General features: G+C 40.6%; 26 protein-coding genes. 18 read left to right on the top strand and 8 right to left on the bottom strand.

Annotated features, from left to right (window positions below):
* Positions 1 to 3: 3 nt before the first annotated feature.
* The 4 genes from ABG082_RS09965 (at position 4) to ABG082_RS09950 (ending at position 2,567) form a co-directional block, all read left to right on the top strand.
* Positions 4 to 531, top strand: coding sequence for a phosphatidylglycerophosphatase A (locus ABG082_RS09965; RefSeq protein WP_008346387.1), 528 nt, complete (start codon positions 4 to 6; stop codon positions 529 to 531).
* Between the two features lie 113 nt (positions 532 to 644).
* Positions 645 to 1,439, top strand: a complete 795-nt coding sequence (locus ABG082_RS09960) for a thymidylate synthase (RefSeq protein ID WP_017367468.1) — start codon at positions 645 to 647, stop codon at positions 1,437 to 1,439.
* On the top strand, positions 1,436 to 1,924 hold the full coding sequence (gene folA / locus ABG082_RS09955) for a type 3 dihydrofolate reductase (RefSeq protein WP_017367467.1): 489 nt from the start codon (positions 1,436 to 1,438) through the stop codon (positions 1,922 to 1,924). Before ABG082_RS09960 ends, folA begins: the two co-directional genes overlap by 4 nt.
* Before the next feature lie 19 nt (positions 1,925 to 1,943).
* Positions 1,944 to 2,567 carry a lysophospholipid acyltransferase family protein gene (locus ABG082_RS09950; protein ID WP_008346393.1) on the top strand — a complete coding sequence of 208 codons (624 nt, stop codon included), beginning with the start codon at positions 1,944 to 1,946 and terminating at the stop codon, positions 2,565 to 2,567.
* 38 nt (positions 2,568 to 2,605) lie between these two features.
* On the opposite strand, the gene ABG082_RS09945 is transcribed toward ABG082_RS09950, so the two are convergent.
* A complete protein-coding gene (locus tag ABG082_RS09945) occupies positions 2,606 to 3,241 on the bottom strand; it encodes a hemolysin III family protein (protein ID WP_008346394.1) in 636 nt (211 codons plus the stop codon).
* Positions 3,242 to 3,254: 13 nt separating this feature from the next.
* On the bottom strand, positions 3,255 to 4,223 hold the full coding sequence (locus ABG082_RS09940; RefSeq protein ID WP_348936058.1) for a sigma 54-interacting transcriptional regulator: 969 nt from the start codon (positions 4,221 to 4,223) through the stop codon (positions 3,255 to 3,257).
* 180 nt (positions 4,224 to 4,403) lie between these two features.
* Here ABG082_RS09940 and ilvA point away from each other — a divergent pair, with 180 nt between their 5' ends.
* From ilvA to ypmT, 7 genes are all read left to right on the top strand, one after another.
* The gene (gene ilvA / locus ABG082_RS09935) at positions 4,404 to 5,672 is read left to right on the top strand and encodes a threonine ammonia-lyase IlvA (RefSeq protein WP_045035067.1); all 1,269 of its coding nucleotides are present in this window, start codon (positions 4,404 to 4,406) and stop codon (positions 5,670 to 5,672) included.
* Between the two features lie 36 nt (positions 5,673 to 5,708).
* Positions 5,709 to 5,960 (top strand): YpmP family protein, encoded by a 252-nt coding sequence (locus ABG082_RS09930; protein WP_008346400.1) that lies wholly within the window; start codon positions 5,709 to 5,711, stop codon positions 5,958 to 5,960.
* Between the two features lie 184 nt (positions 5,961 to 6,144).
* A complete protein-coding gene (locus ABG082_RS09925) occupies positions 6,145 to 6,987 on the top strand; it encodes a DegV family protein (protein ID WP_135227108.1) in 843 nt (280 codons plus the stop codon).
* 22 nt (positions 6,988 to 7,009) lie between these two features.
* On the top strand, positions 7,010 to 7,600 hold the full coding sequence (locus ABG082_RS09920) for a cytochrome c oxidase assembly protein (RefSeq protein WP_007500791.1): 591 nt from the start codon (positions 7,010 to 7,012) through the stop codon (positions 7,598 to 7,600).
* A gap of 69 nt (positions 7,601 to 7,669) precedes the next feature.
* Complete coding sequence (locus ABG082_RS09915) at positions 7,670 to 8,431, top strand: SGNH/GDSL hydrolase family protein (RefSeq protein ID WP_017359696.1); 762 nt, start codon at positions 7,670 to 7,672, stop codon at positions 8,429 to 8,431.
* Between the two features lie 9 nt (positions 8,432 to 8,440).
* The gene (locus tag ABG082_RS09910; protein WP_007500787.1) at positions 8,441 to 9,007 is read left to right on the top strand and encodes a YpmS family protein; all 567 of its coding nucleotides are present in this window, start codon (positions 8,441 to 8,443) and stop codon (positions 9,005 to 9,007) included.
* A 24-nt stretch (positions 9,008 to 9,031) separates the two neighbouring features.
* Entirely contained in the window at positions 9,032 to 9,229 is a 198-nt protein-coding gene (ypmT, locus tag ABG082_RS09905; RefSeq protein WP_008346409.1) for a protein YpmT, read from the top strand.
* 188 nt (positions 9,230 to 9,417) lie between these two features.
* Here ypmT and ABG082_RS09900 read toward each other — a convergent pair whose 3' ends face one another.
* The 3 genes from ABG082_RS09900 to ABG082_RS09890 form a co-directional block, all read right to left on the bottom strand.
* On the bottom strand, positions 9,418 to 10,086 hold the full coding sequence (locus ABG082_RS09900; protein WP_008346411.1) for a DUF4397 domain-containing protein: 669 nt from the start codon (positions 10,084 to 10,086) through the stop codon (positions 9,418 to 9,420).
* 117 nt (positions 10,087 to 10,203) lie between these two features.
* The gene (locus tag ABG082_RS09895) at positions 10,204 to 10,464 is read right to left on the bottom strand and encodes a DNA alkylation repair protein (protein ID WP_268359797.1); all 261 of its coding nucleotides are present in this window, start codon (positions 10,462 to 10,464) and stop codon (positions 10,204 to 10,206) included.
* Between the two features lie 52 nt (positions 10,465 to 10,516).
* On the bottom strand, positions 10,517 to 10,948 hold the full coding sequence (locus ABG082_RS09890; protein WP_007500780.1) for a MarR family transcriptional regulator: 432 nt from the start codon (positions 10,946 to 10,948) through the stop codon (positions 10,517 to 10,519).
* Positions 10,949 to 11,086: 138 nt separating this feature from the next.
* Here ABG082_RS09890 and msrA point away from each other — a divergent pair, with 138 nt between their 5' ends.
* Together msrA and msrB are read left to right on the top strand one after the other, a co-directional pair.
* On the top strand, positions 11,087 to 11,620 hold the full coding sequence (gene msrA / locus ABG082_RS09885) for a peptide-methionine (S)-S-oxide reductase MsrA (protein WP_017367464.1): 534 nt from the start codon (positions 11,087 to 11,089) through the stop codon (positions 11,618 to 11,620).
* On the top strand, positions 11,620 to 12,051 hold the full coding sequence (gene msrB / locus ABG082_RS09880; RefSeq protein ID WP_217815871.1) for a peptide-methionine (R)-S-oxide reductase MsrB: 432 nt from the start codon (positions 11,620 to 11,622) through the stop codon (positions 12,049 to 12,051). Before msrA ends, msrB begins: the two co-directional genes overlap by 1 nt.
* 53 nt (positions 12,052 to 12,104) lie before the next feature.
* On the opposite strand, the gene ABG082_RS09875 is transcribed toward msrB, so the two are convergent.
* Positions 12,105 to 13,133 carry an SDR family NAD(P)-dependent oxidoreductase gene (locus tag ABG082_RS09875; RefSeq protein ID WP_017359692.1) on the bottom strand — a complete coding sequence of 343 codons (1,029 nt, stop codon included), beginning with the start codon at positions 13,131 to 13,133 and terminating at the stop codon, positions 12,105 to 12,107.
* A gap of 253 nt (positions 13,134 to 13,386) precedes the next feature.
* Between ABG082_RS09875 and ABG082_RS09870 the strand changes: the two genes are divergently transcribed.
* The gene (locus tag ABG082_RS09870; protein WP_348936057.1) at positions 13,387 to 14,109 is read left to right on the top strand and encodes an acylneuraminate cytidylyltransferase; all 723 of its coding nucleotides are present in this window, start codon (positions 13,387 to 13,389) and stop codon (positions 14,107 to 14,109) included.
* A gap of 28 nt (positions 14,110 to 14,137) precedes the next feature.
* Here ABG082_RS09870 and ABG082_RS09865 read toward each other — a convergent pair whose 3' ends face one another.
* Both ABG082_RS09865 and ABG082_RS09860 read right to left on the bottom strand, forming a co-directional pair.
* Positions 14,138 to 14,932 (bottom strand): DUF3880 domain-containing protein, encoded by a 795-nt coding sequence (locus ABG082_RS09865; RefSeq protein WP_348936056.1) that lies wholly within the window; start codon positions 14,930 to 14,932, stop codon positions 14,138 to 14,140.
* A gap of 183 nt (positions 14,933 to 15,115) precedes the next feature.
* Positions 15,116 to 15,517: a hypothetical protein gene (locus tag ABG082_RS09860; protein WP_007500770.1), complete on the bottom strand. Its 402-nt coding sequence runs from the start codon at positions 15,515 to 15,517 to the stop codon at positions 15,116 to 15,118.
* A 207-nt stretch (positions 15,518 to 15,724) separates the two neighbouring features.
* On the opposite strand from ABG082_RS09860, the gene cgeC reads away from it, so the two are divergent.
* The 4 genes from cgeC (at position 15,725) to ablA (ending at position 20,406) form a co-directional block, all read left to right on the top strand.
* On the top strand, positions 15,725 to 16,045 hold the full coding sequence (gene cgeC / locus ABG082_RS09855) for a spore maturation protein CgeC (RefSeq protein ID WP_007500768.1): 321 nt from the start codon (positions 15,725 to 15,727) through the stop codon (positions 16,043 to 16,045).
* Between the two features lie 18 nt (positions 16,046 to 16,063).
* Positions 16,064 to 17,359 (top strand): glycosyltransferase family 2 protein, encoded by a 1,296-nt coding sequence (locus tag ABG082_RS09850; protein WP_348936055.1) that lies wholly within the window; start codon positions 16,064 to 16,066, stop codon positions 17,357 to 17,359.
* Between the two features lie 156 nt (positions 17,360 to 17,515).
* A complete protein-coding gene (locus ABG082_RS09845; protein WP_348936054.1) occupies positions 17,516 to 18,889 on the top strand; it encodes a sigma 54-interacting transcriptional regulator in 1,374 nt (457 codons plus the stop codon).
* Between the two features lie 116 nt (positions 18,890 to 19,005).
* Positions 19,006 to 20,406 carry a lysine 2,3-aminomutase gene (ablA, locus tag ABG082_RS09840; protein WP_148944125.1) on the top strand — a complete coding sequence of 467 codons (1,401 nt, stop codon included), beginning with the start codon at positions 19,006 to 19,008 and terminating at the stop codon, positions 20,404 to 20,406.

Raw genomic sequence — 20,406 nt, 5'->3', positions numbered from 1 at the left:
CAATTGAAAAAGTATACAATGAACGAAATGGTTCGCATTACAAAACAGATGTTAAACGAGCGTGGAGTGAAAATAGAAGATATTGCACATATTGTGCTGAAACTCCAAGAGAAATACAACCCAAATCTTCCACTTAGTGTCTGCATTGAAAATGTTGAAAAAGTGCTGAATAAAAGGGAAATTGTCCACGCAGTTTTGACAGGACTTGCTCTTGATCAGCTGGCAGAAAAAAAGCTTTTGCCAGAACCTTTGCAGCATTTAGTTGAAACAGATGAACCGCTATATGGAATTGATGAGATTATTCCGCTTTCCATTGTCAATGTATATGGATCAATCGGTTTGACCAACTTCGGTTACCTAGACAAAGAGAAATTTGGTATTATTAGAGAATTAGATGAAGGTCGTCCTGGTGAAGTACACACCTTCCTTGATGACCTTGTCGCTGCGCTTGCCGCAGCAGCAGCAAGCCGCATAGCTCACTCTCACCAAGATATTAAGGACGAAGAGCAGGATCGAGTGAATCAAGCATAAAAAGAAAAACATGTCTGCTCATCATGCAGACATGTTTTTTTGGTTTCAATTGGTTTCAACAAAAGCAGAAATAAGGTAAACTACAACAAGAACATAAATAAAGGATGAAAAAAATGAAACAATACAAAGAGTTATGCCGTCATGTATTACAGCACGGGGATGAAAAAGGTGACAGAACAGGAACAGGCACTATCAGCACGTTCGGTTACCAAATGAGATTTGATTTACAGGAAGGATTTCCTCTATTAACAACAAAGAAATTACACCTGAAATCAATCATTCATGAGTTACTGTGGTTTTTAAAAGGTGATACAAATGTCAAATATCTTCAAGAAAATGGTGTCCGTATTTGGAATGAATGGGCAGATGAAAATGGAGAGCTAGGGCGTGTGTATGGTGCGCAGTGGAGATCATGGGCGAGCGGAGACGGAGAGACAGTGGATCAGATCAGCAAGCTGATCCATGATATTGAGAATCATCCTAATTCGAGAAGATTGATTGTCAGTGCGTGGAATCCAGGAGAAATTGATCAGATGGCGCTGCCTCCTTGTCATTGCTTGTTTCAATTTTATGTATCAAACGGTAAATTATCGTGCCAGCTCTATCAACGTTCGGCAGATATCTTTTTAGGTGTGCCTTTTAATATTGCTTCGTATGCACTTCTAACGATGATGATTGCCAAAGTGACAAACCTTGAGCCAGGAGAGTTTATTCATACGCTAGGAGATGCTCATATTTATCAAAATCATCTTCCGCAGGTCAAAATGCAGTTAGAGCGTGAGGAGCGCACACTTCCGCAGCTTCGCATCACTAGAGATGTCAAAAGTATTTTTGATTTTACGTTTGATGATTTTGTGCTCGAGAACTATGATCCACATCCGCATATTAAAGGAGAAGTCAGTGTATGATTTCCATGATAGTGGCGACAGGAAAAGACAGAGTCATTGGCAAAGATAATCAAATGCCTTGGCATTTACCCGCTGATTTAGCGTATTTTAAAAAAGTCACAAGTGGCCATTCCATTGTCATGGGCAGAAAAACGTTTGAATCAATTGGACGAGCACTGCCTAACCGCCGGAATATCGTGTTAACCACAAGTTCTTCTTTTCAAGCTGAAGGATGCGAGGTAGTTCATTCAATCGATGATATTTTAACCATTGCGAAGACCGAGGAAGAATTATTGATCATTGGCGGGTCTAAGCTGTACGAGGAAATGATGCCATACGCAGATCGTCTATATATCACGCACATTCATCATTCATTTGAAGGCGACCGTTTCTTCCCTTATTACGATGAAGATGATTGGACGGTTGTATCACGTGAAAAAGGCCATCGTGACGAAAAGAACCCCTACAATTATGAATTTGTCGTGTATGACAGAAAAGAAGGATAAGTGAGTAGGAGGAGTACGGTTGTTTCGTTATTGGTTTTTAACGATTTATGTTGTTGTATCCTTTTTTAAAAGTATAAGGCATTTGTATGATCATGAATTAACGGATCCACGCATTTCCTATACGAAACGAATGCATCTCATCCATGAGCATGCAAAAAGGTTTGCCAGAGGGTGTATTGATCAATCAGGATCCGTCATGACCATTCATCAGCAAAAAAGGCTGCCAGATGGCCCTGTTATTTATGTCACAGAAGCACATCATCCAGTGACGACGACATTGCTGATTGGTCACTTAGAGAAGCCATTTGCTTTTATGGCAAAACCGCATCTGTTTCGCTATCCCATCTTAAAACAATGGTTGAAGAAGATGGCGGTGATCAAGCAGAATCAATCTGATGAGGCGCTATTAGAAGAAGCAAGGGAAAGAGTTCTATCTGGCCAGAGTCTGTTGCTTTCTGAACAGTATCGTGTCATGGCAGAAACGCTTGCTGACGAATGTAACTGCCCAATTGTTCCGGTTGAAACAAGCGGCACAGACCGTCTTTTAACAGGGAAGATCGTCAAAAGACTTCGTCCAGTTAATGTCGATATCCATATAAAAGCACCGGTCAAGATGAGTGATTACGCACAAAAGCGTGCATAGAAAAAACCAGCATCCACATTCGGATGCTGGTTTTTTGATCATGCTGGGATGTTGACGCAATAAAATAGAATGCAGAAGAACATGGATGCACTTCCTCCGAGAACAAAGCTGTGCCAAATCGCATGATGATAGGGAATTTTCCGCCAAATATAAAAGATCGTTCCGACTGAATACAAAATACCGCCTAATAGTAAGAGGCTGAATCCAGCTCCTGTTAATTGAATGTACAGAGGTTTAATTGCGATGATAATCATCCAGCCCATCAATAAATAAACAAGGGTGGATACAATGATAAACCGTTTGACGAAAAAGATTTTAAAAACGATACCGCCTGCAGCAAGCGCCCATACGATTGCAAGAAGAGTATAGCCAAGTGCGCCTTTTAATGGGCCAAGCAAAAATGGCGTATATGTACCAGCAATCAATACATAAATCGCAGAGTGGTCAAGGATTTCAAATACATCTTTTGTTTTTTTGTGCCGAATGCTATGAAGCAAAGTAGAGCTTAAATAAAGCAGCAGCATCGACGCGCCAAATATCGAAAAGCTAATAATGTCAGTGACAGTGCCGTATTGAACAGCGAATAAAACGAGAAAAACAATGGCGGGAATGGATAAAATGACGCCAATGCCATGTGTAATCGCGTTGGCAATTTCTTCTTTTACAGTAAACAATGGATGTCCTCCTTTATTGAACCGGTATATAACCATCAAGCGACTTCAGAAATGAGAGACCTTCAAGTGTAATCTTCGTTCCAGCTCTGCCTTTCCCTTTCGTCACATAGGCTTTTTTCTCAAGATCATCTAATCGACTCCTTACTTGTTGAGGGGTCAGCGGGATGTCGCCTTGTTTGCTTAACTCAGACAAGATACGTCTGCTGGCTGCTTCTCCTTTTTCATTTAGAGACTTAATGGCTTCGAGTAAGAAAACAAATTCTTGTTTCTCCATAAGCGTGAGCTGGTGTTCTTCTTTTTTTCCTTTACCAGCTGTTTGTTGAGGTAATAATACAAAAGGTGGCAAGTGATGCAAGAAAACTGTTTGCCCTTCGAGGATCGCGGCTGCATAATGAACGATATTTTTGAGCTCTTGGACATTCCCTTCAAACGAATATTGCTGTAAGACTTCCCACACACTTGAGTCGATGTCAGGCGTCATGTTCAGTTCTTGAAAGAAAGCAGCGGTTAAAATAGGAATATCTGTTTTTCGATCTTCTAACGGCGGGAGAGGGATATGAAGCACATTGAGCCGATAAAACAGCTCAGGTAAAAAATTGGACGAAACGCTCATCGCCTCTAATGATAAAGACGAAGAAGCAATGATTTTTGTTGCAGGAGAAACTTCGAGAAAACGAATGACCTGATGCTGCATAGGAATACTGAATGCGCTGATTTCGTCTAAATAAAGCACATGATTTGCCGCATGAGTAAATGCTTCCTGCAAAGTCACTTCATCTACAATGGGGCAGTAGATATGTTTCATCGAAGCCTGCGCAGCAAATGTATTGGCCATTTCTTTTGCAAAGCGTGATTTGCCTGTTCCAATTTCACCTGTGATCAACACAGGCTCATCGTTTTTCGTGAATTGTTTAGCCAAATGAATGGCGTGTTTTATATCTTGGTGTTCTCCATATATAGAAGCAAACGGATGTGTGGTCATCGAGCGATTCCTTTCTTTTGGTTCTAATTGGTTTTATTATAACACCCAATTAGAACAAATGTATAGAAAAACGAAAAAGTTCATGAAATTTATCTCCGATCCATGATCTATTGGTTTATTTTTTGAATATTCATGTTATAATGACAAATTAAATAAGGTTAAAGAGAAAGGATCTTGTACATGAAACCGTTGCTCAAAGAAAACACGCTAATTCAAGTGAAAGACATCTTAAAAGCCCATCAAAATTTGAAGGATGTAGTGATTCATACACCACTTCAAAAAAATGAGCGACTTTCTGAACGATATGAATGTAATGTCTACTTAAAAAGAGAGGACCTGCAAGTTGTTCGTTCTTTTAAATTAAGAGGCGCTTTTAATAAAATGAGCCAGTTGCCAAAAGAAAAACTAGAAAACGGCATTGTCTGTGCCAGTGCAGGAAATCACGCACAAGGCGTTGCCTATTCTTGCAAATATTTAGGTATCCACGGGAAAATTTTTATGCCTGCTACCACGCCAAGGCAAAAAGTATCTCAAGTGGAGCTTTTCGGAAAAGAATATGTCGACATTATCTTAACCGGAGATACCTTTGATGATTCGTATCATGAAGCAGTCAAATGCGGAGATAAGGAAAAGCGGGAATTTATCCATCCATTTGATGATTTAGATGTCATGGCAGGACAAGGAACAACTGCTGTAGAAATATTAAATGATATCGAAGTGGAGCCTCACTTTTTATTTGCAAGTGTTGGGGGCGGAGGTTTGTTATCTGGCGTTGGCACATATATTAAAAATATCGCACCAGAAACAGAAATTATTGCAGTCGAGCCGCTTGGTGCCGCCTCACTTCATGCTTCCCATGAGAAAGGGGAGGTTGTCACACTTGATTCAATAGATAAGTTTGTAGATGGAGCAGCGGTTCAGCGGATTGGCGAAAAGACGTTTACGTCGCTTCAGTCCGTTGTCGATAAGATTAGTCTTGTACCAGAAGGAAAAGTATGCACAACCATTTTAGAGCTGTATAATCAATGTGCAATTGTAGCTGAGCCAGCGGGTGCTTTACCGATCGCGGCTTTAGATGCACATCGTGAGGAGATTAAAGGGAAAAATGTCGTTTGTATTGTCAGCGGAGGCAATAATGACATTGGCCGGATGCAAGAAATCAAGGAACGCTCCATGATTTATGAAGGTCTCCAGCATTATTTCATCGTTAATTTTCCGCAAAGAGCAGGTGCTCTCAGGGAATTTTTAGATGAAGTGTTAGGGCCAAATGATGATATCTCACGCTTTGAATATACGAAAAAGAATAACCGAAGCAAAGGGCCTGCGCTTGTTGGTATCGAATTGAAAGAAAGAGATGACTATGCAGCGCTGATTGACCGAATGAATAAAAAAGGCTTTCACTATGTTGAAGTGAATAAAGATCAAGATTTATTCCACCTATTTATTTAGGCTTAACAGATAATTGGAAAAGAGGATTGATCGTTTGTGCTGCTCAAAACAATATGTTTTAGACGGATGGATGGAGCTCAGATCAAGGTAACAGAAGTCCCTGTTTTAAAGGGAGATGAATCCTATGGTTTCATGCTCACCTTTAGACTTGAAGCTTTCTTGAAAAAAGTCTATGTATCTAAGGGAAAGAGGCATGTGTACTCTTTCAGGGAGGATGTGAAACGTAACGTCAAGTGGAGCACATATGAACAGATCTATCAAGAGCCTACATTGAAACACAATGCGTAAATAAGAATCTTTGTCAAAGGAGTAAAAGGCCGCTTCAAGTGCGCCTGCTCAGTTTGGCAAGGATTTTTTACATGAAAAGAAGAAAATGTGACAATTTCAAAAACGTTCTGACAGTTGTTTTGAAGATTGAAGGAAATAAGGTAATATCTTAAGTAAAGACTAAGACAGCAAGGATGAGACGATAGTGAAACAAATTAAAATTGTAACAGATTCAACTGTGGACCTTCCGCAAGAAAAAATCAATGATCTTTCCATTCATGTCATTCCGCTCAATATCTCCATTTCTGGGGTTGATTATATTGACCGAGTGAACATACAGCCAGATGAATTTATTGAAAAAATGGAGGCCGCTGAGGAACTGCCGAAAACGTCTCAACCTGCGATCGGTCAATTCGTCGAATTATATGAAAAACTGACGGCAGATGGAAGCGAAGTCATTAGTATCCATTTAACTGGTGGGATGAGTGGTACGGTTCAAACTGCTGAAAGCGCTTCTAAAATGGTAGACGGGAATATCACTGTCATTGATTCGAATTTTATTTCCTATGGTTTAGGGTTTCAAGTCACCAAAGCAGCAGAGCTTGCAAACAAAGGGGCAAGCCGTGATGACATCCTCAAAGAAATGGACAAAATTCGTCTTAAAACAAAGCTATTTGTCACAATCGATACATTAGAAAATCTCGTGAAAGGTGGACGAATTGGAAGAGGAAAGGCGCTGATCGGTTCACTTCTTCATATTAAACCAATTGCCAGCTTAACAGACGGCATATACACACCAGAAGCGAATGTGAGAAGTTACTCCGCTCTTGTCCGCTATTTGACAAAACAGTATGTACAGGCGGTGAAAGGGAAAACCGTTCAGGCAATTGGGATTGCACATGCAGACGCATTAGAACTTGCAGAAAAGCTTAAAGCAGCACTGCTTGATCACACACCTGATGCACTAGTTGACATCGCTTATACAACACCGATTATTTCCTGTCATACTGGTAAGGGCGCTATAGGCTTTACTTTTTATACCGATTGATTGAAAAGGGGATGTAATTGTCATGTACACAAAAAGGGGAGCCTTATTTGGTGCGCTTACGATCATAAGCGTGCTTCTTTTAGTCTCATGTTCAAATGGACAAATCAAGGATGCGTTAAATTATCAAATCCAGCCGTTTGAGTATCAAAACCAGGATGGTCAAAAGGTGTCGCTCGACGATTTAAAGGGGAAAGTCTGGGTGGCAGATTTTATTTTCACAAGCTGTGAAACGATTTGCCCGCCGATGACGGCACATATGACAGAGCTACAAAAACGGTTAAAAGAAGAAAAATTGGATGCGCACATCATTTCATTTAGCGTCGACCCAGAGGTGGATTCACCGAAAAAGCTAAAGGAATTTGCAAAAGCATATCCATTATCCTTTAAAAATTGGGATTTTCTCACTGGTTACTCGCAGTCAGCGATTGAAAAATTTGCAATGAAAAGCTTTAAGACGATTGTGAAAAAACCTGAAGACGAAGACCAAGTGATACATCAATCTCTGTTTTTCCTCGTTGATCAAGAAGGAAAAGTGATGAAAAATTATGATGGCGTTCAAAATACGCCATATGATGAAATCATCAAGGACATCAAAACACTGAATCGAAGCTAGCATAAGGATGTTCAAATGAGCGAAAACATGATACACTTTTTTAATCAGAAAAAGGAGGGACATCATCGTTTGAAGGCTCGTTTGATTTTGATTGTGATGTCTCTAGCTTTTGTTCTTTCTGCATGTTCCGCGCAAGAGGCTGGCATAAAGGATAAACTAGAAGACACACAAAACGTAAAAGAACATATTACGATCGCAGCGGTTGGAGATTCCTTAACAGAAGGAATCGGAGATCAAAATAAAAAAGGGTATGCAGGTATCACCCGTGACAAGATAGAAGCGGTGGACGGCGTACAGTCTGTTACATTAAAAAACTATGCCATTAAAGGCAGTAGAACGGTAGATTTATTAAAAAGATTAAAAGAAAAAAAAGTGCAGGATGGACTGAAAGACGCTGATTATATTTTCTTTACGATCGGCGGAAATGACTTAATGCATGTCGTCCGTCAAAATGTGCTCAACTTGACATTTGCTCCTTTTCAAAAAGAGCAAGGTCCTTTTGAAGAGCGTTTTAAGACCATTCTTGCTCAATTAAGAGAGCATAATGACCATGCAAAGATCATGTATGTCAGTATGTACAATCCTTTTAAGTTCAGCTTGTCTGAGCTGAGAGATATTGATGAGGTCGTCAAAGACTGGAATGCTGCTGCCGAAAAAGAACTAAAAAAAGACGGCAATGCTGATATGATCGATGTAGCAGATTTATTTGAAGATGATAAAGATGAAAAATTACTGGCAGATGATGATTTCCACCCAAACCAAAAGGGGTACTCTCTTATGGCAAATCGTTTATTCTCAGAAGTGAAAAAAGAAGGACTGCCGAAGGAATAGGGTGAAAAGATGAAAAAATGGAAGAGTTTATTTTTTATTTTACTGTCAATTAATCTATTGATTGTTCTTGTGTGCGGTATTTTTATGCTGCTGCCGAGCGATCAATCCGCTTCGAAAAAAGAAGTGAACAGCGAGTATGCTTTTAATATTTCTAGTTCAAAAGAATCACTCACTAGCTTTGTCAATGATTATTTGAAAAATCAAGGATCAAGCGATATGCCAGACTTTCATGTTGCAATTGACCAAGATGTGAAAGTAACAGGTGCAATCAAAGCTTTTTCTTCAACGATTAATGCAAATGTATCATTTACACCAACTGTTGAAGATAACGGGGATGTTTTGCTGAAAGTAGATGACTTTTCAATTGGGCAATTAAGCATCCCAATCAGTTTTGTTTTAAGCTACATGGGTCAATTCTATGAACTGCCTGATTTCGTTCATGTGAAACCAGACCAAAAAACGGTGGAAGTGCGCCTTTCAGAAATGCCGCTGACGAATGATATGTATGTCAAAGCGAACAAAATTGATCTTGAGAATGATGAAATTGAATTCTCATATTATCATCCAAAGCAATAGAACGTGTAAGTCAGGAGTGAAACGATGAAGCGAGTCTATCAATATTTTAGTTTACTGTCGCTCTTATTTGCTGCATACTTTGGCATGACAGCTGCCTCTCATTTAAAAGCAGAAAATATCGACCAGTTTTACTTAAATATCGCCTATTGTGCATTATTTTTAGGTACCATGATTCTTGCTTTTGATTTTCAAAAACAAGAAAAAGCTGAAGATGTCTCGTAAATAGCCTTTTCCATTTGGAAAGGCTATTTGTCTTCTTTTCAGCGTGATTGAAAATCTTTGCATTCTAGGAAGGACGAGTACCGGAGCGGAGTGAATGTGACATTCGTGAGCACCGGCACGCAGGACTGACACCGAATGCGAGGGTATGTCTACACGCTAAGAGCCTTCTCCATCTGGAAAGGCTCTTTTTACATTTGGTGAGACAAGACGACTTTTGCCATTAGCTCTGGCTCTCCGTTTGCAAATCCATGAAGTAAAATAAGATAGGCCCGCTTTGTTTGCAGGTGAACTTTCGGAATATCTAGCAGTACACTTTGAGTACCGGCAGCTTTTAATTCAAAGTGATACTTATTCGGAGAGAAGTGGTGGGTTTGGGTGCCGTTTACATATCCGAGCTCCTTTGATAACATGCCTTGATCTCGTTCATATATATCAATGAAAGGGAGGTCTGGTGACAGCTGGATAAACGTGAGTGCTGATAGCTCATCTTGCTTAATCAGCGAGTCTTGCTTTTCTGTGAGCAGCGCAAAGCCGGTATGAGCTCCTGTGATACATAGCGTGTAAGTCTCGTTTCCATTAATCATCATACGAGAAGAAAGAATTTTTTCTTTTGTAGCCAGCTTGAATACTTCTATCTCATAAACACCCTCATCCCATTCCATATAAGCAGACAGCTGACCGTATGGCAGCTTTTTTTGGATTGGCTGCTGATTTACAAATACAGCAAGCTCACTTAAATCCGGTGCAGCGTGAAATAATCGAATAACAGCTTTGGAAATGGTGTTTCTCGGATGGTATGGGGGAAAGGTAGCTAATGGACGATATAGAAATTGATTCATCTCGTAGAGCTGCTGCACGTCTTTATCCCTTCTTTCTCTGCAATGTGTTTTTTGTAGCGTATGCAAGAAAGGGACGATCTGTATAGGCAAAAGAAGCATAGAAAAAAGCCTGACAAAAAGTGTCAGGCACTTGTATTAAGAAGGAGATGAATATTGATGATATTCAGCCAGCTTAATGAACGTTTTTTCATCCTCAATTAATCCGCAAACGCCGCACTGGACTTTGATTTTCGGTCCTTGATAGTTCATGTGAAAAGGAGAAAGCTGATCTCCTTCATATGTTTCGACAATAGCTCCAGTTGCTGGATCAAGTTTCACAGGTTCTGGATGCTGCTCGATGAGATTAAAACGCGTTCTGTTGGTTTTGCAGTTCGGACAAAGATATGGATTTGTCATGGTTCATTCCACCTTTTTATCCGTAGCATGTCCTCCACGCTAAAATCTATGCTTAATCCTTTTGACTTTTATCCAGCTTTTTAAATAATTTGATCATCGTTTTCAGTTCTTCATCATCAAATGATTCAAATCGTTCCATGAAGTATTCTGTTTTCTTTTTCTCAAAATGCTCAGTAATTTCCTTACCCTTATCGGTTAAGTGGATTTTGATGATGCGTCGATCCTCTTTTGAACGGATACGAGTGATCCAGCCTTTTTCTACAAGTGTGTCGGTTACAGCTGTAATATGGCTTGCTGATACACCGAGAATTGAGGCAAATTCCGTTACTTTTTTTGCGCCTTGTTCACGCAGCAGATTTAAAATGAGAAATTCATTCCGAGATAATTCGTTTTCAAGCAGGCTGTTAATTTCATAACGTATTTGCTTAAATACGGTTCTCAGTAAAGTATCCATTTCATACATCATTTGTTTTCTTTGTTCCAATCATTAAACCCCCATTATATTTTAAGATACGACAGAATGTTTTCTTTTGTTTTTAGGTATACAAGTCGTATCATTTTCATTATTTTTTATCATGTTATAATATGATGATACCATTTTTTAAATGAAGGGGGCACTAATATGTCTGAAAAACAAGAATTAGCCACATTTGCTGGAGGCTGTTTCTGGTGTATGGTTAAACCTTTTGATGAACAGCCAGGCATTATCAAAGTTGAATCAGGGTATACTGGCGGACATACAGTGAATCCAACCTATGAGGAAGTATGTACAAATACGACAGGCCATAGAGAAGCCGTTCAAATTACCTTTGATCCAGACGTTTTTCCGTATGAGAAGCTATTAGAACTATATTGGCAGCAAATAGACCCAACAGATGATGGAGGACAATTTGGTGATAGAGGAGAGTCCTACCGTACAGGGATTTATGTCCACAATGAAAAACAAAGGCAACTTGCAGAAACATCAAAAGAGCAGCTGAGCCAAAGCGGAATTTTCCAAAAGCCAATCGTGACAGAAATTTTAGAGGCTGGTCCTTTTTATCCTGCTGAGGAATATCATCAGCATTATTATAAAAAGAACAAAATGCACTACGAACGATACCATGTCGGTTCGGGCAGAGCAGGTTTTATTCAATCTCATTGGAGTGATAAATAATGGCTAACGAAAAAGAGCAGCGCATCAAAGAATTAAACCGAATGCAGTACGAAGTGACGCAAAATAATGGCACTGAGCCGCCATTTCAAAATGAATTTTGGGATCATAAGGAAGAGGGCATTTATGTAGATATCGTTTCAGGCAAACCATTGTTTTCTTCTTTAGATAAATTTGATGCCCATTGCGGCTGGCCAAGTTTTACAAAACCGATTGAAGATCAAGAGGTAGAAGAGAAAGTAGATACGAGCCATGGAATGGTGCGGACAGAAGTTCGCAGCAAGACGGCCGACTCTCACCTTGGTCATGTATTCCCTGACGGCCCAGGGCCAAACGGTCTTCGGTATTGTATTAATTCTGCGGCTTTAAAGTTTATCCCGAAGGATGATCTTGAAAAAGAAGGCTATGGCCATTTGAAACACATCTTTCAATAATTGATTTTAAAAATCGTCACATGGAAGTCAGCTGCTTCCGTGTGACGATTTTTTTATTTTTTATGGTGTGTATGATGTAATTGTTCAATGATGTGAAATAGCTTCTCTTTTGTAATGAGCGGTGCTTCGTTTGATGTGTAATGGGTCAAATGGACTTTTTGAAAATGAGGGTGAAGATGTGGTCTTGGTAAAATGGCATAAAATTGTTCATGTTCAAACAGTGCATCTGCCTCGTGAGGGAATGTGAGTTCCTCGTGAAGTTTTTCTCCAGGTCTTTTGCCGACAACGAGAATATCAGGAGAAGGAACGTTGATCTGACCGGCATATTCATGAAATGCTTTCAATAGATCAGCCAGCTGTAATGACTCCATCTTGAGAATGAATGTTTCGCCGCCTTTCATCATGATAGCTGCTTCAAGCGTGAGGGATACAGCTTCTTCGATAGACATAAAAAAGCGTGTCATCTTAGGATCAGTTACAGTTAGAGGTTGTTCATTTAACAACTGTTGAAGCATGATGGGGATGACGGAACCTCTTGATCCCAGCACATTGCCAAACCGGACAGAGCAAAACCTCGTTTTCTGATTTGAAATACTTTCATTCGCTTGAAAAAACAATTTTTCTGAAATTAATTTTGTAGCTCCCATGGCATTTGTCGGAGAAACCGCTTTGTCGGTTGAAATGTTGACAACATGACTGACTTCATGTTCAAGTGCTGCTTCGATGACATGCTGTCCGCCGATGATGTTGGTTTGGACAGCTTCAAACGGATTATCTTCGCAGGTGGGTACTTGTTTGAGTGCCGCTGCATGGAAGATGATATCTACCCCTTTGACAAGCTGCCTGACGCGGCTGGCATCCCTCACATCTCCAAGTGCAAATACGACCTCTGGATGCGCCGCATATTCGTTTTTCATCATGTATTGTTTACTGTCATCTTTACTGAAGACAATGACCTTTTTAGGAGAGCAGGCTGTTAATTTTTTCACAATCTGCCGGCCGATTGAACCCGTACCGCCTGTGACCAAGATGATTTTGTCACGAAAAAAGGTCTTCAAACTCGTTTCTATTTGTTTGGACATATCTAATCCCCCAACTCTCAATTCTCTACTTTGCATCATATGTGAAAGAGTGGAAGACGTTTGAGGAAAAGAACCACTTCATGCATAAATTAGGTGAACCAATTATAACCATCTGCTTGACGACTTAATAGAATATGTAGAGATAGAAGATTAAGTAGAATAGCGAGGCACCTGAAGACTTCAGTACGGCGATCAGCTCAGCTCTCAGAATGTATTCACTGATACTGAGCTGTGCGAGGGGAGAAGATCATACATGTATAGGGGAAATCGTATTTTAGCCATGATACCAGCTTTTAGCAGCAAGCAAGAGCATCATGCTGAACACATTCGTGTATTGGCGGAGCGGCCGCTGATCTATTGGACCATTCAGCCATTATTACAAATGATTGAATTAGATGAAGTCATCGTATCTTCAGAGGATGTGAATACTCAAATCATTTCGTCCCACTATGGAGCAAATGTGATTGAACTGCCAAGCACACATGTGACGGAACAAACACCTTCTTTAGTAGCTGTGAAGCATGCGCTTGCTTATTTAGAACGAGAGGGAAAGACATTTGATATTGTTTTGTATTTGCATCCATCATCACCACTAAGGCAGACGGCAGATATTGAGAACTGCTTGCAGCTTCTAGTAGAGGGGGGATATGATTGTGCGGCTTCTTTTACAGAGGCGTTAGAAAATCCAAATGAAACTTGGACACTTCATGACACCAATGAAGCCAGCCTGTATAAGGACAATCATTATTTTTTTGTACCAACTCAGGAGCACCCTTATACGTATGGGCGTTTAAATGGAGCTGTCTATGCGTTTCATGTTCCATATGCAAAAGAATGCATTCATTCCTTTTTAGAAGGATCTGTTGGTGCATATATGATGGATCATGCGCAATCGCTTGTTGTGAAAAGTGAGGAAGATTGGAAAAAGGCAGAGAAGATTTTATTGGCTCGACAAGATGCAGAAGGAACGATATAAGATGATGGCAATTAGAAAAAGCGCCCGGTCATAGGGCGCTTTTGACTATTTCATAAAGTCTGTATGGCAGCGTATCAAATGTGTTCCAGCGAACGACTTGCTCGTAATTGTTCTCTGCAACCGATTGTCTTTGCTGAGGGTTTGTTACATAGTGCTCGACCTGCTCAATCAAATCGTTTTCATGTGTGTAAAAAGCGAAGCTTGAAAATGCCTGTGACGGTTGTAGATCTGTCAACTGAAAGCCTCCGCTTGCAGCGATATCAAATGCTCTGTTGTTGAGGCTCATATTTTGAACATTGGCTTTGTTTTGATTATAGGCAAATTGCGCGGGTCTGTGCGGATTCAGAACAATGGCTGATGTTTGATAGATGTCTGCCATCTGCTCGGGATTCAGCCAGTGGGTCATCAGTGTGAGTTCGCGATATCGTCTACGTGATTTATTCAACTGGCGATGCCATTCTTTACCTGCAACGAGAATGCGCCATTTGTTTTGATGTAAGAGTGTATCGATGGCTTTGATGCGGTTTGGATAAGGGTAGCCAATGAGTGCAATGTCATAGATGCACGACTCATGTGGTGATTCTTTTTTCTGAAATACTTGTGTATTGGTCGGAATGGGAAAGTAGTGCGTGTGATCAGCGCCCAGTTGTTTGTAAAATGACAAAGCACCTTCGTCAATCGTTAAGATCAGCTGTGCATCATTTGCGCATGCGGCTGACACATCTATATAAAAAGGGTCTTCTGTCATCCACAGTACAACGGGGATCTTTTCTTGTTTGAATTGATGAAGCAGTTCTGTTGGAATATGATCACCGATCATCATGAAAACAAAATCCGGAGAGAATGTCCGGATTTTGTGCATATGAGCGGGTAGAGTTTCCCTTTCCACCCTGATGCATGAAAAGGGGGAATCAATGAAGCTATCTTCTATCCATTGATCGAACATCCGATAGATTCCACCGTAGCCAGAGCTGATATAAAGAAGCTTCATGATGGCCCTCTCACATTAAGATGTGAACGTAACACTTTCTACTTTATCTACATCTAATAGAGTCGTTGCAGAGCCCGTAGGTGTCACAGAGCTTTCTTGTGTGACGAAAACAACACCTGTTGAAGCATCGAATGATACGAATTGAACGGGTCCGATTAAGTCACCTGAGTCCATGACAATGCTAATGACTGTTCCAGGTGCAAGTCTTGCAAAAATCCATCTTGCTGGTTGAGATACGTCGAGTGTTGTAGCAGAATCTGAAGGTGATGCTTCAGCTGCTACCTCACTAAATAAATCGTTCAATTTTTCTTCCACTTGAACTCCTCCTTCTTCGAGATTAACTGTTAACGCATGACTAAGCGGTTTGAAAAACAGCTTTAATAGCTCTTTTTTTAATTCGGCACGCTTTTCGCTCATGTTTTCCCCATCCTTTCTTCATCCATTCAAACACACCACTATGTATATGCCGTTCTCTTTTTTTGGTATAAGCAGAATGCTCATTCCTTGTTCTTTTTTCATTTAATGACTTCACACATTTTTGAAAAATGTTTTCAAATGCTGATGCTAAATGAAGTGATCCTCATACTCTAGTAAAGATCAAACGAGAAGAAAGAGGGAATCTGAATGGAATTTGAACAACTATTAAATGGCTGGAACGAAGAATTACTAGAAACAGAAGGAATACTTGAAGTTGTGTTGATTATACTTCTTCTTCATCTTTTAGAGGAAAGTGAGGAAGGGAGTGCGTCAGAGATTAAAGAATTGTTGCGCCCATGGCTTGAGCTCGGCATTCCGCTGCCGCGTGTTCATTTAGTCAATGGAGATGTGCTGCAAAACGTGGTTGTCGTACAATTGTTTGACTCAGTAGCAGTCTTTAAAAATGCGACAAATCAGCTAAGAGTAAGTGTTCCTTATGTGAACATTGTCAGCTGGGGGGCTTTTTAATCTATTTAAAAAAGGATAATGGTCATGAAAGTATCAGTGATATTAACAAGCTACAACAAACCTGATTTCATTGAACGTGTGCTAAAGAGTGTGGTAGAACAAACGTATCAGCATTGGGAGCTTTTGATCATGGATGATGGCTCTGAACAAGAAACGATCCAAAAGATGCAGCCTTATTTAGTGGATAAGCGCATTCAATTGTATTCTCATCAAATTCATCCTGCAAACCGGCTGAAGACTGTACGTTATGCAACGCTAATTAATGAAGCATTAACACGTATAACAGGTGAGCTGGTTTGTTATGTAACTGATGATACAGTATACAGAAAAGATCGTTTAGAGAAAATGGTCGAGGTTTTTCAATCGAAGCCTCACATAGATATCGTCTATTCCTCGCAACGTGTCGTGCATGTGAATCAGCATTTGGTGGAAACGGCGAGCTTCGTTCGAGAAGCAGATCAAGTGTTGGAGCATGCATCCTTTCAAGTCGACCATTGCTCTGTTATGCATAGAAGCCGGCTGCTTTCGCTTATTCATGAAAAATATGGACAATACTGGGCTGACGAACCAAAACATTGGCATCATGCTGACTCTGTGTTTTGGATGAGACTGAATCATTTTGCTGCGTTCTTTCCATTACAAGAAGTACTTGATACCACATATAAAACGCCACAATCATTCCATCATATGTTTGCGAGTATGCCCTACGATTTAATTGACGGAGCTGTGATTGAAAGAGAAGGCGCTTATTATCAAATCGCTCACGGATATCTTCATCGTATTGACAGGCGCTGGGTGAATGAAAAAAACAGGCGTGCGATTCGTGTTCCCTCGTTATGTGCGATGAAATATGAAATGAACGAGCCGCTGACAGTCCCAAATTATACAGTCGTCACCGCAGATAACGGCAGAACATTTTATTATATTGAACATCAGACAAAAAGACGGTTTGCTTCAAAACGTGATGTGCAATATTTTCAGTTTCACCAAAAGGAGATATACACGGTAACAAAAGAGCAGCTGGAGACGTTTGAGGAAGGCAGCATCATTCAAGTATCTCCAATATTCAGCCCGCCAAATAGACGGCTGTTCAAATGGAAACAAGATGTCTATTTATTTGTGCATGATACCTTTTGCCGGATTGTCCCTGAGGTAGTGAAAATATTTGCATTTTACCATCAGCCAATCAAACTACAGCCTTCTCAATTTGCATTTTTTCAAGAAGGAAAGCCAATTGTGCCGCTGTATATGGAGTCACTTCAGGAATTTGACTTGTCTCTTTATCAGATGTCAGGACGAAAGCACTCCTCATAAGAGGGGTGCTTTTTTTCGAATTGACGAAAAAAGCAGGAGATCGAAAGGAAAAAGCGAAACGTGAAAAGGATAGAGGAACACGTTGAACATCATCAAGCCGCTGAAAATTGGGCAATACAGTGCCGAATTTTCGGCATAGAAAGTGAGGGGGAAATAGTGGGGAAGGTTGTCGAAAGAGCGGATTGGTTTGAATTAATTTTAGAAGCCATCGATGAAGCGATTCACGTTGTAGACGATCAAGGGGTCACCATCTTTTATAATCATAATGCAGCGAAGTTCGACTGTTTAGCGAAAGAAGAGGTGATTGGCAAGTACATACTGGATGTGTATCCTTCATTAACTGAAAAGACAAGTACACTCATGCATGTACTTAGAACAGGAAAACCCATTTATCATTCTTTGCAAACCTATTTGAATAAAAATGGAGAAAAAATTGAGACCGTCAACACCACATTGCCCATTATAGAAGGCAGCAAGTTAATTGGGGCGGTAGAAGTAGCGAAGGATGTGTCGAAGCTGTCGGCACTTTCGAATCGTTTAGATCAAAAAAAACGAACGGATGGTGCCGCGGAGACCACTCAAATGCTCGATTTTTCTTCATTTTTAACAAATGATCCACACTTAAAAGAGATGCTGGAGAAAGCTAAAAAAGCTGCTGCATATCCTTCATCCGTTATGGTCTTCGGGGAAACTGGGACAGGAAAAGAGGTACTCGTACAAGCGATTGTTCATGCATCTGATCGGAAAGATCAAGTCTTTATCCCACAAAACTGCGCTGCCCTTCCAGAATCGCTACTTGAAAGTCTTTTATTCGGGTCTGTCAAAGGAAGTTATACGGGTGCAATAGATCGCAAGGGGCTGTTTGAGTTAGCAGATGGCGGTACGCTTTTTCTTGATGAGCTGCAAGCGATGCCGCTTACGCTGCAAACAAAACTACTGCGTGTGTTAGAGGATGGTGTCGTCCGCCGGATAGGTGATGCAAAAGCGGTTCAAGTAAATGTCAGAGTGATTACGGCACTCAATATCGACCCATTTGAAGCCGTTAAAAAACAAATGTTAAGAGAAGACTTATTTTATAGACTGCATGTGTCATCATTTCATATCCCGCCGCTTCGCACAAGGAAGCATGATATCCAGCTGTTATCCCGCCACTTTATTCAAACGTATCAGCAATTTTCTAAAAACGTCAACCGCCTTTCTGAAGAAACTGTCCAAGTATTTATGGCCCATCAGTGGCCAGGGAATGTCAGAGAATTAAAACATACGATTGAGCATGCCGTCTTGATGATGCCAAAGGAAGCAGAAGAAATCACCCCAGCATATCTCCCTGCTCATTTGCGGACGCATCAGATAGAAAGTCATCCACCAGAGTCCTCATTAAAAAGTCAAGTGACGTCATTTGAACAAACGCTGATTCAAGAAGCTTTACGAAAGCACGCAGGGAATATTAAGCAAACGGCAGCCGCTTTAAAGATTCCTCGACAAACATTGCAGTATAAGCTAAAAAAATATACAGATGCCGAAAAGTAGGCACTTCAAACAGTTGAATGTGACGGAAAAGCTCCTTTTGTAAAGAATAGGGGCATTTTCCCATGTTGGCACATAACTTGCATAGTATAAAGTGAATGCTGATAGGGGGAATGGATATGAATCAAAAACTGTATCAACCTGCGCGACATTGGAAGGACATTGAACTTTGGAAGGACGTACCCGAGGAAAAGTGGAACGACTGGATTTGGCAGCTGACGCATACGGTCAAAACGCTTGAAGATTTAGAAAAAGTCGTGAACTTAACAGAAGAGGAAAAAGAAGGGGTGAAGATTTCCACGAAAACCATTCCACTCAACATTACACCCTACTATGCCTCACTGATGAATCCAGACGATCCAAGATGCCCAATTCGTATGCAGTCTGTACCAATTGCAGAGGAGCTTCATAAAACAAAATATGACCTCGAAGATCCGCTCCATGAAGATGAGGATTCACCTGTTCCAGGTTTAACGCACCGTTACCCAGATCGTGTGCTGTTTCTTGTCACAAATCAGTGCTCCATGTACTGCCGCTATTGTACGAGAAGACGTTTTTCCGGTCAGATCGGGATGGGCGTGCCGAAAAAGCAATTAGATGCCGCCATTGGATATATTAGAGAAACCCCTGAAGTGCGGGATGTGTTAATTTCAGGCGGTGACGGGCTGTTAATTAATGATCAAGTGCTTGAATACATTTTGAAAAACTTACGAGACATTCCTCACGTTGAAATCATTCGAATTGGAACACGTGCCCCGGTCGTGTTTCCGCAGCGAATAACAGATGAATTGTGTGAGATCTTGAAAAAATATCATCCAGTTTGGCTGAACACTCACTTTAATACAAGCATTGAAATCACAAAAGAAGCGAAAGAAGCGTGTGAGCGCCTTGTCAATGCTGGCGTGCCTGTTGGCAATCAGGCGGTGATTCTAGCGGGAATTAACGACAGCGTTCCAATTATGAAGAAGCTGATGCATGATCTCGTGAAGATTCGCGTCAGACCTTATTATATTTATCAATGTGATTTATCTGAGGGGATCGGCCACTTTAGAACACCGGTTTCAAAAGGCCTTGAAATCATTGAAGGCTTAAGAGGACATACGAGTGGTTATGCCGTGCCAAGCTTTGTTGTAGATGCACCAGGCGGAGGGGGGAAGATCGCCTTACAGCCAAATTATTTATTATCTCAAAGCCCAGAGAAAGTGGTACTGCGTAACTTTGAAGGTGTGATTACCTCTTATCCAGAGCCAGAACATTACGTCGCCGGCCAAGCGGATGCGTATTTTAATGAAATCTACGAAGAAAAGAAAGAACCGGCCATTGGCGTGACAGCTCTATTTGAGGATGAAGCAAAATCCTTTACGCCTGAAAATTTAAGCCGAATGAAACGAAGAGAGTCTTATGAAACGAATCCTGAACATGATACGCTCAAAAACAAACGTGAAAAACGAGATGAATTAAAAGAAAAGAAATATCAAGCCCAGCTCAAAAAAGAACAAACCGTAAAGGAGGAGAAATAA

This window comes from Bacillus sp. BS1807G30 (assembly GCF_040047675.1).
Lineage (GTDB): Bacteria > Bacillota > Bacilli > Bacillales > Bacillaceae > Bacillus > Bacillus altitudinis.
The sequence above is the reverse complement of the archived record's forward strand: the minus strand, read 5'-3'. Positions and strand labels throughout refer to the sequence as shown.